This window comes from Streptomyces sp. NPDC030862 (genome assembly GCF_055571835.1).
Genome location: NZ_JBVIEN010000009.1, coordinates 275,125 through 286,779 on the forward strand (window position 1 = coordinate 275,125; position 11,655 = coordinate 286,779).

General features: G+C 69.7%; 15 protein-coding genes. 8 read left to right on the forward strand and 7 right to left on the reverse strand.

Going from position 1 to position 11,655, the window contains the following annotated elements:
- The first annotated feature begins 35 nt into the window (after nucleotides 1–35).
- Together ACZ42X_RS24735 and ACZ42X_RS24740 are read left to right on the forward strand one after the other, a co-directional pair.
- The gene (locus ACZ42X_RS24735) at nucleotides 36–1,460 is read left to right on the forward strand and encodes a PTS transporter subunit EIIC (protein ID WP_468294075.1); all 1,425 of its coding nucleotides are present in this window, start codon (nucleotides 36–38) and stop codon (nucleotides 1,458–1,460) included.
- 150 nt (nucleotides 1,461–1,610) lie between these two features.
- Nucleotides 1,611–1,874 carry a WhiB family transcriptional regulator gene (locus ACZ42X_RS24740; protein WP_468294078.1) on the forward strand — a complete coding sequence of 88 codons (264 nt, stop codon included), beginning with the start codon at nucleotides 1,611–1,613 and terminating at the stop codon, nucleotides 1,872–1,874.
- Between the two features lie 206 nt (nucleotides 1,875–2,080).
- On the opposite strand, the gene ACZ42X_RS24745 is transcribed toward ACZ42X_RS24740, so the two are convergent.
- Nucleotides 2,081–2,296: a hypothetical protein gene (locus ACZ42X_RS24745; protein WP_361417303.1), complete on the reverse strand. Its 216-nt coding sequence runs from the start codon at nucleotides 2,294–2,296 to the stop codon at nucleotides 2,081–2,083.
- A 115-nt stretch (nucleotides 2,297–2,411) separates the two neighbouring features.
- Between ACZ42X_RS24745 and ACZ42X_RS24750 the strand changes: the two genes are divergently transcribed.
- Both ACZ42X_RS24750 and ACZ42X_RS24755 read left to right on the forward strand, forming a co-directional pair.
- Nucleotides 2,412–3,254 (forward strand): helix-turn-helix domain-containing protein, encoded by an 843-nt coding sequence (locus tag ACZ42X_RS24750; RefSeq protein ID WP_468294081.1) that lies wholly within the window; start codon nucleotides 2,412–2,414, stop codon nucleotides 3,252–3,254.
- On the forward strand, nucleotides 3,235–3,477 hold the full coding sequence (locus ACZ42X_RS24755) for a DUF397 domain-containing protein (RefSeq protein WP_468294084.1): 243 nt from the start codon (nucleotides 3,235–3,237) through the stop codon (nucleotides 3,475–3,477). Before ACZ42X_RS24750 ends, ACZ42X_RS24755 begins: the two co-directional genes overlap by 20 nt.
- Nucleotides 3,478–3,497: 20 nt before the next feature.
- On the opposite strand, the gene ACZ42X_RS24760 is transcribed toward ACZ42X_RS24755, so the two are convergent.
- Nucleotides 3,498–3,950, reverse strand: coding sequence for an SRPBCC family protein (locus ACZ42X_RS24760; protein ID WP_468294086.1), 453 nt, complete (start codon nucleotides 3,948–3,950; stop codon nucleotides 3,498–3,500).
- Between the two features lie 232 nt (nucleotides 3,951–4,182).
- On the opposite strand from ACZ42X_RS24760, the gene ACZ42X_RS24765 reads away from it, so the two are divergent.
- Nucleotides 4,183–5,031: a hypothetical protein gene (locus ACZ42X_RS24765; RefSeq protein ID WP_468294089.1), complete on the forward strand. Its 849-nt coding sequence runs from the start codon at nucleotides 4,183–4,185 to the stop codon at nucleotides 5,029–5,031.
- A gap of 56 nt (nucleotides 5,032–5,087) precedes the next feature.
- On the forward strand, nucleotides 5,088–5,666 hold the full coding sequence (locus ACZ42X_RS24770; protein ID WP_468294092.1) for a Uma2 family endonuclease: 579 nt from the start codon (nucleotides 5,088–5,090) through the stop codon (nucleotides 5,664–5,666).
- Nucleotides 5,667–5,691: 25 nt separating this feature from the next.
- Here ACZ42X_RS24770 and ACZ42X_RS24775 read toward each other — a convergent pair whose 3' ends face one another.
- Nucleotides 5,692–6,531, reverse strand: a complete 840-nt coding sequence (locus tag ACZ42X_RS24775; protein ID WP_468294095.1) for a hypothetical protein — start codon at nucleotides 6,529–6,531, stop codon at nucleotides 5,692–5,694.
- 155 nt (nucleotides 6,532–6,686) lie between these two features.
- Here ACZ42X_RS24775 and ACZ42X_RS24780 point away from each other — a divergent pair, with 155 nt between their 5' ends.
- Nucleotides 6,687–7,070, forward strand: coding sequence for a hypothetical protein (locus tag ACZ42X_RS24780; protein WP_468294098.1), 384 nt, complete (start codon nucleotides 6,687–6,689; stop codon nucleotides 7,068–7,070).
- A 34-nt stretch (nucleotides 7,071–7,104) separates the two neighbouring features.
- On the opposite strand, the gene ACZ42X_RS24785 is transcribed toward ACZ42X_RS24780, so the two are convergent.
- Entirely contained in the window at nucleotides 7,105–7,491 is a 387-nt protein-coding gene (locus ACZ42X_RS24785; protein WP_468294101.1) for a VOC family protein, read from the reverse strand.
- Nucleotides 7,492–7,677: 186 nt separating this feature from the next.
- On the opposite strand from ACZ42X_RS24785, the gene ACZ42X_RS24790 reads away from it, so the two are divergent.
- The gene (locus ACZ42X_RS24790) at nucleotides 7,678–8,628 is read left to right on the forward strand and encodes an immunity 49 family protein (RefSeq protein WP_468294104.1); all 951 of its coding nucleotides are present in this window, start codon (nucleotides 7,678–7,680) and stop codon (nucleotides 8,626–8,628) included.
- A 172-nt stretch (nucleotides 8,629–8,800) separates the two neighbouring features.
- On the opposite strand, the gene groL is transcribed toward ACZ42X_RS24790, so the two are convergent.
- From groL to ACZ42X_RS24805, 3 genes are all read right to left on the reverse strand, one after another.
- A complete protein-coding gene (gene groL / locus ACZ42X_RS24795; RefSeq protein ID WP_355355581.1) occupies nucleotides 8,801–10,423 on the reverse strand; it encodes a chaperonin GroEL in 1,623 nt (540 codons plus the stop codon).
- A 333-nt stretch (nucleotides 10,424–10,756) separates the two neighbouring features.
- The gene (locus ACZ42X_RS24800; protein WP_031073244.1) at nucleotides 10,757–10,960 is read right to left on the reverse strand and encodes a cold-shock protein; all 204 of its coding nucleotides are present in this window, start codon (nucleotides 10,958–10,960) and stop codon (nucleotides 10,757–10,759) included.
- A 412-nt stretch (nucleotides 10,961–11,372) separates the two neighbouring features.
- Nucleotides 11,373–11,651, reverse strand: coding sequence for a ubiquitin-like small modifier protein 1 (locus tag ACZ42X_RS24805; RefSeq protein ID WP_355355584.1), 279 nt, complete (start codon nucleotides 11,649–11,651; stop codon nucleotides 11,373–11,375).
- Between the last annotated feature and the right edge of the window lie 4 nt (nucleotides 11,652–11,655).

The window sequence follows — 11,655 nt, forward strand, 5'->3', positions numbered from 1 at the left end:
GCCGTACGGCCCGCGCCCGCTGGCACCATCCGCGCATGACCGCAGCCGCACCCGCCCCCGCGCCCGACCCGCACCGCGAGACCGCCACCGCCCTCCTCCCCCTCCTCGGCGGCGCCCCCAACATCACCTCCGTCGCCCACTGCATGACCCGCCTCCGCCTCACCCTCCGCGACCGCGCCCTCGTCCAGGACACGGACATCCGCGCCCACCCCGCCGTCCTCGGCGTCGTCGAGGACGGCGACAGCTACCAGATCGTGCTCGGCCCCGGCACCGTCAACCGCGTCACCCCCGCGTTCGAGGCGCTCCTCCTCCAGGACCGGGACCTCCAAGCCCAGGGCGCCGCGATCAAGGAGGCGCAGAAGGCGAGGAACGCCACGCCCCTCAAGCTGCTGCTGCGCCGCGTCGCCGCGATCTTCGTGCCCCTCATCCCGGCGCTCATCGGCTGCGGCATCATCGCCGGCCTCAACGGCCTGCTGGTCAACCTCGGTCTCCTCCCCGCCCTCACCCCCGCCCTCGCCGCCATCGCCTCCGGCTTCATGGCGCTGATCGCCGTCTTCGTCGGCATCAACACCGCGCAGGAGTTCGGCGGCACCCCGGTCCTCGGCGGCGCGGTCGCCGCGATCATCGTCTACGCGGGCGTGGCGAAGATCGAGGTTCTCGGCCACACCCTCGCCCCCGGCCAGGGCGGCGTCCTCGGCGCGCTGGCCGCCGCGCTGCTGGCGACCCGCATCGAGAAGTGGTGCCGCCGCCGCGTCCCCGAGGCCCTCGACGTCCTCGTGACCCCCACCCTCACCGTCCTCCTCGCGGGCCTCGTCACCCTCTTCGGCCTGATGCTGCTCGCGGGCGCGGTCTCCACCGCCATCGGCACCTTCGCGGACTGGCTCCTCACCCACGCCGGCGCCGCCGCCGGGTTCGTCCTCGGCGGCCTGTTCCTCCCGCTCGTCATGCTGGGCCTGCACCAGGCCCTCATCCCCATCCACACCACCCTCATCGAGCAGCAGGGCTTCACCGTCCTGCTCCCCATCCTCGCCATGGCGGGCGCGGGCCAAGTCGGCGCGGCGGCGGCCGTATACGTACGGCTGCGCCACCGCACCGACCTCCGGCGCACCATCAAGTCCGCGATGCCCGCCGGTCTCCTCGGCGTCGGGGAGCCCCTCATCTACGGCGTCTCGCTCCCCCTGGGCCGCCCCTTCATCACCGCCTGCATCGGCGGCGCCTTCGGCGGCGGCGTCGTCGGCCTGTGCGGCATGCTCGGCGCCAAGGTCGGCTCGACGGCCATCGGCCCGTCCGGCTGGGCGCTGTTCCCGCTCCTCAACGGCGACCAGGGCCCGGCCTCCCTCACCACGGTCGCCATCTACGCGGCCGGCCTCCTCACCGGTTACGTCACCGGCTTCCTCGCCACCTACTTCTTCGGCCTCGACAAGGCCACCCTCACTCCCGCGCCGACGCCCCCCGGGTGACCGGGACTTGAGCCCGCGCCGCGAGCCGGACGAGAAGACAAGAAGAGAAGAAGAAAAGAAGAGGAATCGTGTCTGCCGTTTCAGCGACAGAAGGGCGGTCACCCGAAGAGAAACCCCGAACCACCCCGAATCCGACCAGGGAGGCCCCTGATGGACAACTGGCGTACCGCCGCCGCCTGCCGGCACGAAGACCCCGACCTGTTCTTCCCGATCGGGACCAGCGGGCCGGCCATGCTCCAGACCCAAGCGGCCAAGTCCGTCTGCCTCAGCTGCCCGGTACGCGAACCGTGCCTGCGGTGGGCCATGGACAACAGCCAGGAGAGCGGCGTATGGGGCGGCCTGAGCGAGGACGAGCGGCGCGCGCTCAAGCGCCGCACCCGCAACCGCGCGGCGAAGGCGAACGCCCGCCCCTGACGCCTAGGGCGCCAGTCTCATCTGCCGGTTGAGCTGCCGCACCCGCTCTCTCAGCACCTCCCCGGGCGGCGCCGGGCTCAGCACCTCGGGAGGACAGTCCCACTCCCGGCCCCCTCCCGGCGGACGCAGCTGTACGTATCCGCCCACGTGGCCCATCACCTGACCGACGCGCCCGCTCCGGCCGTCGATCACGTACTCCCCCGCCTTCACCGGCGCACCTCGTGGAGAACGGCGACCAGCCTCATGGCCGTATCCAGGTTGCAGCGCCCCAGATCCACCAGCGGGTACGGCGCCTCACTCGACGCGGTGACCGGGTCCACCCCCAGGGACGGCAGCACCAGCCCCAGCTCCTTCAGCTCGCTCCGCAGCTGGTCCACTACTTCCTCGGCCGCCCGCAGCCGCTCCATCGGTCGCAACTCCATGACCTGCCACCTCCACGCTGAGTATTCCGATCCTGTACACAGAGTGGTCGACTTACGGCTAGCCTGAACATATATGGGGCTCAACAACCCCATCTGTGCTAACGGGAGTTGACACATGCCCCGTCCGAAGGATCTGGATCCGTTCTCCTCACCCCGCGCGCTGCTCGGAAACGAGCTGCGCCATCTGCGCGAAGCCGCAGGTCACAGCCAGGACTCACTGGGTGCGGCGCTGTTCGTGAGCGGGTCGTTCATCGGCCAGCTGGAGCTGGGCATCCGGCGGATTACACCGGAGATGGCGGTCCGGCTCGACGAGATCCTGGGTACGAACGGCTTCTTCGCCCGCAACTGCGGGGCGGCGAGCAAGTCGAAGTACCCGGACCACTTCGCGGAGGCGGCGAAGGCGGAAGCGCTGGCGGTGGCCATCAAGGAGTACGCGCCGCAACTGATCCCGGGGTTGCTGCAGACGGAGGCGTACGCGAGGGCGATGTTCCGCGGTGGGCACCCGATCGCTCCCGAGGAGGCGATCGACAACCTGACCGAAGCCCGACTCGACCGCGCCCATGTGCTCGACGATCCAACAAAGCCGGTGTTCTGGACGGTCTTGGACGAGGCGGTGCTACGCCGTGAGGTCGGCGGCCCTGCGGTGATGGCGGAAGCCCTGCGGTACGTCGCGGAGTTCGCGCGACGCCACCGCATCATCGTGCAAGTGGTTCCGTTCTCGGCGGGCGCGCACATGGCGCTCGGAGGCTCGCTCAAGCTGATGTCCTTCGACGACGCCCCACCTCTCGCCTACCTCCAGGCGCTGGGCACCGGACGATTGGAGGATGACCCGGACACCGTCCGCCACTACGAACTGACTTACGATCTGGTCGGGGCCAGTGCACTATCACCAAAAGAATCCCTGGCCCTGATCGAATCAGTGGCGGAGGATTACGCCCATGAAGATCGACATTCTTGAGTGGCGCAAGTCGAGCTACAGCGACGCCAGCGGCGGTGACTGCCTGGAAGTGGCCACCTGGCGCAAGTCCACGCACAGCGGCGGCAGCGGCGGCGACTGCCTCGAAGTTGCTGACGGCAACCCCGACATCGTCCCCGTCCGCGACTCCAAGAACCCCCACGGCCCGAAGCTCGTGTTCCGGGCGGCGGCCTGGTCCGCGTTCGTAGCGGACATCAAGCAGTAGAAGAGGGACCCCGGCACCGTTCAGGCGTCGGGGTCCATCCGCCACTCCATCAGGGCCTTCAGGTTCCGGAGGTCCTTGCGGTTGGCGTACCGCACCGCGGGCTCGGCGAAGCGGTGGCCGGGGCCGCCGCGGTTGCGGAGGGTCATGCGGGTGCGGGTGCCGTCGGGGCCGTACGGCTCCCAGGTGTAGGTGGTCTCCATGTCGTGCGGTCCCTCGGTGGCGCGCATGACGAGGCGCCGGTCGGGCTCGTACTCCGTGATCTCGTACGTATAGACCCAGCGCCGCCCCATGAAGCGCGCGATGAAGGTGACGAGGGAGCCGACCTCGACGGCGGTCGGGGGCGGCGGGGTCCGCCATTCAACAGAGACGATGTTGGCGTACCACTCGGGCGCGTTCGAGGGATCGGCGGCGTACCCGGCGACCAGGTCGCACGGCGCGTCGATCACGATCTCCGACAGGACGTCGACGGCCATATCTCCAGCGTAGGCCCGGGGCTCAAGCCCCGAGATCCGAGCTTTCTTCACAGGATTGGGTTCATGGGTCTGGTCGTGAATCCGCCCGCCCACCCGGCGCGTTGACCGTGCGGAGTCGATTTGCCACGCTGCGTATCGACGCTCTAGCGTGCCCGCATAACGAACAACCCCCGCAAGGTGCCTGGAAACACCTGCGGGGGTCTAGCCATCGAGATCGCAAAGGCCCGATCCCATGGATGACGAAGAGCTTAGTGTCGCCGCGCACCCCCTCGCGAGCCCCGGCTACGGCAAGCGTTCCGCGCCTGGCCAGAAACCGCCGACGAGCAGTGACTTCGCGCACCTGCCGCCGCGCGAGGCGTCCATCGCCGGGTACATCGACAGGTTGACGGACGGCGCGGACATCTCCGTGAAGACGCTGGCGAAGGTGCTCCCGGCGTACGGGCAGTGCGCGCTGCGGACGGCGCTCAACAACCTCGTACGCGCCGGTCACCTGCGGCGGGGACGGGAGCACACGCTCGGCGACGGCCCCCAGCAGTGGGTGACGCGCACGTGGTGGTCGCGGACGGCGCGGGACGACGCCTGGTGGGCGGCGTTCCAGCGGGGGGACGTACCGGAGGACAAGCCGCGGCGGCAGACGCTCTCGCGGGCGTACGTCCTGCTGGCGGCCCTGGGGCACGAGGTGCCGATGATGTCGCTGTCCGCCGGGGAGTGCGCGGTGCTGGCGCCGCTGGTGGACGAGTGGTTCGAGCGCGGGGCGACCGATAAGCAGGTGCGGATCGCCCTGACGGCCGGGCTCCCGGAGACCGTCCACCGCCCGCTGGCGCTGGCCCGGACCCGCCTGACGACCAAGATCCCGCCGCCGCGCACGGAGCCGTACCGGCCACCGCTGCGCATCCTGGAGTGCGCCCGCTGCGGCGACCCGGCCCGCCCGGAGGCCCTCCGCGACGGCGAATGCGGCCCCTGCCGGGGCGAGGCGGTGCCCGAACGGCCCACGGCGCCCCTGCCGGCCGCCCGCGTCCACGCCCGCGCGGCGGTGGCGAAGGCGGCGGCCGGTCTGCGACCCGAAAGGAGCCATGCATGACAGTTCAGCTCACCCGCACCAGAGGCGGGGCACTCTGTAGGGGAGGAGGCGACACCATGGCCCCTGGCACCGCAGAGCGCCCGCAGATGTCCGTCGAGGAGTTCGAGCAGCTCGCCCGCCGGGCCCCGGACACCGTCACGCTCGAATTCATCAACGGAAAGCTGAAGGTCAAGCCCGCGCCCGACGGCGACCACGACGAAATGATCATGTGGCTTCTGGAGCAGTGCATGCATCACCGCCCCGACCTCAGGCTCTACCCCGAGCGGGGCCTCGTGGTCGAGGGTTACCGGAAGGGCCGGGCCCGGCCCGACGGCGCCCTCGCGCCCAGGCGGTACTTCGCCGGGCACGGCGAATGGGCGGACCCGTCAGGCGTCCTCATGACCGTGGAAGTCACCTCGCACGACTCCGACACCGACCTCCGCGACCGCAAGGAGAAAGGCGCCGGATACGCCCAGGCGGGCATCCCCGTCTTCCTCCTCGTCGACCGGGACTCCGACACCCTGGTCGTCCACAGCGAGCCGTCGCACGGGACCTACCAGAAGCAGGTCCCGTACAAGTACGGCGACACCGTCGAGCTCCCCGACCCCGTCGGCATCACCCTCGCGACGGAGGAGCTCAAGGACTACGCGGGCTGAGCGGGCCCGGCCTGGAACGTACGGCCTAACCGTTGAAGGCGGGGAGGGCGAGGGCGAGCGTGCCGTAGCCGACGGCGGTGGCGAGGGCGGCCACGAACAGGCCGAGGGCGAGATGCGGGACGATGCCGCGCCAGCCCCGGCCGGCCACGGCGCGCTGGGGGTTGCGCGGGTGGTAGGCGGCTTGGCCTGTGGTGCACCACAGGACGTTGCGGCCGACGCGGTGTATCGCTCCGCTGCTGTCCGTGAAGGCGAAGACGGCCTCGCCTTCGAGGATGACCTGCGTGAATTCCACGGTGATGCCGTAGCGGGGCAGGTACCAGGAGTCCCAGGCGTCCCACAGCATCCTGCACGCGTGGAAGCCCAGCCAGGCTCCGACGGAGCCGAGGAGCAGCGTCGCGATGGCACGGCCCACGTGGCCGCCGGCGACCCAGACGGTCACGGAGAGAACCACCAGGACGGCGCCGGGGGCCAGGGCGGCCCGCCCCACAAGGGGCGGCTCTTCGTACGGCGTCGCGTCCCCTTCGCCGTCCGCTGCGGCACGGAGGCTGCGGACGGTGACCAGGGCGGAGCCGTCGACCGGCTCTTCACCGGCGGGACGTTCGGGCAGTACGTCGGTCACGGCGTCGGCGAAGACGGTCGCAGCGGCCGCGCTCACGTCCTCGACCCGGTAGGCGGTCGGCTCGGCACCGGCCGGGGCGGTCAGCTCGACGGTCACGTCGCGCCGTTCGGCACGCACCCGGGCGATCGCCGCGAAGGGGATGCGCAGTTCTTCGTCGGAGCGACGCAGCAGTAGATCCTCGCCCTCGCAGCGGAGCTCGGTTCCCCGGTTGCCCCGGAGGATGGGTATGGGCGATGGGATCGACATGGGCGTGATCGTAAGCTGCCTTCGACCGCGCGGTGAAGGGACTGCGGGGCTTACGGCAGGGCCGAGGGTGCCGTACGGTCCGCTGTGTGAACTTGGTGAACGCAGTGCTCATATGCTTCGCGATCGCGTCCGCGCCAGGCCTCATGTTCGGTCTGATGTGCGTCAAGGGCGAGCGGACGGTGCTGAAGAAGATGACGGAGCTCGACGAAACCGGCATCGAGGTGCAGGCACGTCTGGTGAGTCTGGTGCCGTTCGGCAAGGGGCGGTACGCACACGCGGTGTACGAGTTCGAAGGGCCCGGTGGGACGTACGTACGGCACGAGCAGGGTGCGACGGTCGGGCCCGCGCACATGGTGGGCGAGACGTACGCGTTCGTGCACCACCCGCAGTTCCCGAAGCGGCTGCACATGGGGACGGCCAAGACCATCCGCAAGGAGCGGAGGGCCCGCGCCCGCTACCTACGGGAGGGGCAGCGGATCGCGCTGTGCTCGCTTGCGGCGGGGGTGCTCGCGGGCGTGGGCCTCGTCTTCAGCCCGTAGGCCGTCCCAGCCCGCGGGCCGTCCTCTCGGACGCTCAGTCGAGACAGAACTCGTTGCCCTCGATGTCCTGCATCAGGACGCACGACTCGTTCTCGTCGTCGGCGGGCAGCGTCCGCACGTGGACCGCGCCGAGCGCGACCAGCCGTGCGCACTCGGCCTCAAGGGCGGCGAGGCGCTCCTCCCCCACGAGCCCGGTGCCGGCCCGCACATCGAGGTGCACGCGGTTCTTGACGGCCTTGCCCTCGGGAACGCGCTGGAAGTACAGCCGCGGGCCCACCCCCGAGGGATCCACGCAGGCGGACCACTCGTCCGCTTCCGGCGGCGCCGATACGACGTACCCCAGCACCTCGCACCAGAAGCGGGCGACGCGCGCGGGTTCCGCGCAGTCGAAGGTGACTTGGAACTTCTTGATCGATGACATCGGCGCACCATAGTGCACCTCGGCCCGGTCGCGTCAGGGGAGCAACCCCTTGACGCACACGTGCCGGTCATCGCCGCCGTCTGCCTCTGGTCGGCGAGGTGACCCGAAAGAAGACGCTCCAGTGCTGTCAGTGCCTGTTGATAACGTGCTCCGCTTAGTCGTGAAGTTCATGAAGGGGCGGGGAACGTGCGGGAAGTGGCATGCCATCAGGTCGGCGAGCAGCGGTTGGCCGAGGCGCTCGACGATATCCACGGGCGGGCCTACACGCGGTGGCACTCCCTGCGGTACGGCAGCATCTCGCCGGCGCTGATCCGGGCCATGGCGGATGAACTGCTCGACCATGTCGCCGCGCGAGCGGTGACGGAGCCGGGGCTCGACGCCGCGGCCGGCAGGGTCGCCGTCACCGCCGCGGAGTGTCTGCACGGAGTGCTGAGCATCATGTGCTTCCCGGAGGGGGACCAGGACCTCCAGTTCTCGCTCATCGGGGAACGGATCAGTACGGACCCGGCCGACGACGAGTTCGGGGACGGGCCCATCACCTTCCGGGACGTCGTCAGGGAGGCGCCCACCGCGCGGTCCTGGCTCGACATGTTCGAGACGTGTGTCGTCAGCGGGTATCTGCGGGAGGAGCGGGTCACCGGGCTGCTGCTGCGCGGCGACTACGCGCCCGCCATCCGTGACGGCGTGCCCTACAACCGGTACACCTCCGTCTCCGATCCCGCCGACCTCGCCGCCATGGACGCCCTGTGCCCCTATCTCACCGAGGCGGCCGGGCATCTGCCCCGCGACTGGCCGGCGGTTCCGCTGCGCAAGCCCGACGCCGGGGAGCGCGCGGAGGCGGCCCGGCGGCTCGACGAGGTCGGCGACGGACTGAGCGCGGACCAGCGGCTGCTCCGTGTCCTCCTCGACGACGACCAGGACGCCTTCGAGGACGCCCTCGTCGCCCGGCTGGTCGCGTACCGGGAGAGCGTCGAGGCCGATGCCGGTGATCCCGCGCCCCGGTCCCTCCTCCCCCTCGGCACCCTCGCCCTGGCCTGCCTCGCCGTCCAGGTCCACGGGTGGGACCTCGGTGTCCGGTCCGGGTACCTGCCGTACGACCTGCTGGGATCGCGCTTGGGCCACCAGGCCGCCAGGTAGGCCGCCCGGAGGGCGGGGCATGGGGTGACGGGGCATGGGCGTGACGGGTGTGACGGCCCGGGGCTCATCCCCGCTCCGCGCCGTAGCGCCGTACCAACGCCCGAGGGCGGCACCCCCACGTGTGGGAGTGCCGCCCTCGGTTCCGTAACCGGGCTTACCGATCCGCGAGGGATCAGAAGTCCATGTCACCGCCCGGCATGCCGCCACCGGCCGGGGCGGACGCCTTCTCCGGCTTGTCGGCGACGACGGCCTCGGTGGTGAGGAACAGCGCCGCGATGGAGGCCGCGTTCTGCAGAGCGGAACGGGTCACCTTGGCGGGGTCGATGATGCCCTCGGCGATCATGTCGACGTACTCACCGGTCGCGGCGTTCAGGCCGTGGCCGACGGGCAGGTTGCGCACCTTCTCGACGATGACGCCGCCCTCGAGACCACCGTTGACGGCGATCTGCTTCAGCGGGGCCTCCAGGGCCAGGCGCACGATGTTGGCACCGGTCGCCTCGTCGCCCTCCAGCTCCAGCTTCTCGAAGACGGAGGAGGCCTGGATCAGGGCCACGCCACCACCGGCGACGATGCCCTCCTCGACGGCCGCCTTCGCGTTGCGAACGGCGTCCTCGATGCGGTGCTTGCGCTCCTTGAGCTCGACCTCGGTGGCGGCACCGGCCTTGATGACGGCCACGCCGCCGGCCAGCTTCGCCAGGCGCTCCTGGAGCTTCTCGCGGTCGTAGTCCGAGTCGGAGTTCTCGATCTCGGCGCGGATCTGGTTGACGCGGCCCTGGACCTGCTCGCTGTCACCGGCACCGTCGACGATCGTGGTCTCGTCCTTGGTGATGACCACCTTGCGGGCGCGGCCCAGCAGGTCGAGACCGGCGTTCTCCAGCTTGAGGCCGACCTCCTCGGAGATGACCGTGCCGCCGGTGAGGATGGCGATGTCGTTCAGCATGGCCTTGCGGCGGTCGCCGAAGCCCGGGGCCTTGACGGCGACGGACTTGAAGGTGCCGCGGATCTTGTTGACGACCAGCGTCGACAGGGCCTCGCCCTCGACGTCCTCGGCGATGATCAGCAGCGGCTTGCCCGACTGCATGACCTTCTCCAGCAGCGGGAGGAGGTCCTTCACGGAGGAGATCTTGGAGTTGACGATCAGGATGTACGGGTCCTCCAGAGAGGCCTCCATACGCTCCATGTCGGTGGCGAAGTACGCCGAGATGTAGCCCTTGTCGAAGCGCATACCCTCGGTGAGCTCCAGCTCCAGACCGAAGGTCTGGGACTCCTCGACGGTGATGACGCCTTCCTTGCCGACCTTGTCCATCGCCTCGGCGATGAGCTCGCCGATCTGCGTGTCGGCGGCGGAGATGGAGGCGGTGGAGGCGATCTGCTCCTTCGTCTCGACCTCCTTCGCCTGGTCGAGCAGCGCACCGGAGACGGCCTCGACGGCCTTCTCGATGCCGCGCTTCAGGGCCATCGGGTTGGCGCCGGCGGCGACGTTGCGCAGACCCTCGCGGACGAGCGCCTGGGCGAGGACGGTCGCGGTGGTCGTACCGTCACCGGCGACGTCGTCCGTCTTCTTGGCGACTTCCTTGACCAGCTCGGCGCCGATCTTCTCGTACGGGTCCTCGAGCTCGATCTCCTTGGCGATGGAGACACCATCGTTGGTGATCGTGGGGGCGCCCCACTTCTTCTCGAGGACGACGTTGCGACCCTTGGGGCCCAGGGTCACCTTGACGGCGTCGGCGAGCTGGTTCATGCCGCGCTCGAGGCCGCGCCGTGCCTCCTCGTCGAACGCGATGATCTTGGCCATGTGAAGTGGTCCTCCCGGACTGGGGTGGATGCTCCGGACCGCGCTGGCGCCCGCGACGGACGGCCTGCATGCCCCTGTGGTTCCTTGCCCCACCGGCCTGCGGACCTCACCGACTCGGTCCTTCGTTGTCACTCTCACCTTCAGAGTGCTAACGCCAATGATTAGCACTCGACCCCTTCGAGTGCAAGCTCCTCCCACGGATCTCCCAGGGATCGAGAGCCCTCGATCCCCTCCGCGTGTACGCGTGCGCGCACGCGCGAGGGGCCCGCATCCTGTGCGGATGCGGGCCCCTCGGCACCACTGTGAAAGTCGCTGGCCGAAACGCGTCTGCCGCTAGCCGGCGAGCTTGACCATGTCCGCCTGCGGACCCTTCTGGCCCTGCGAGATCTCGAACTCGACTCGCTGACCTTCCTCCAGGGTGCGGTAGCCGTCCATCTGGATCGCGCTGTAGTGGACGAATACATCCGCACCACCGTCGACCGCGATGAAGCCGTACCCCTTCTCCGCGTTGAACCACTTGACGGTGCCCTGAGCCATGCCTAACTCCCCTATTACTGGCCCTTGCACAGGACCGCACTTCGCGGACCCGGGTCAGACCTCACCCGCTGACAGGAACGGGTGTGCGCCGGAACGCGTCGACCGCCGCTGAATGTATCTGTCCAACTGCCGTCTGCAACAGGTCAATCGGACGAGAATTCCGAGCATGCGTGAACGGAAAAGTAGGCGGAATTCGCCAGAATCCTGGGCAAGTCGGGCCCGGCAAAGCGCACATTCGGCGCATCAGGCACGGGTACTTTGACTGCATCTTGTCGCGCCGGGGCGTGAATTCATATGCGCGTGACATGACCGGCGGCGGGGGCTTCCCCAACTCTACCGCGCTCAACCATGCGGAAATGCCCCCTGCGCACCGTGTGCGGAGGGGGCAATTCCGGAAAGCGCTATCCCTGGGCTAGCAACCGCCGGCCACGGCGGGAATGATCGACACGCCCGCGCCGTCCGGCGTGGCGGTCTCCAGACCCTGCTCGAAGCGGACGTCGTCGTCGTTCACGTACACGTTGACGAAGCGGCGCAGCTTGCCCTGGTCGTCCAGGACGCGGGCGGCGATGCCCGGGTGGTTCTTCTCCAGCGACTCGATGACCTCGGCGAGGGTCGCGCCCTCCGCCGGGACCTCGGCCTGGCCGCCCGTGTACGTGCGGAGGATGGTGGGGATGCGCACGTTGACGCTCATGTCG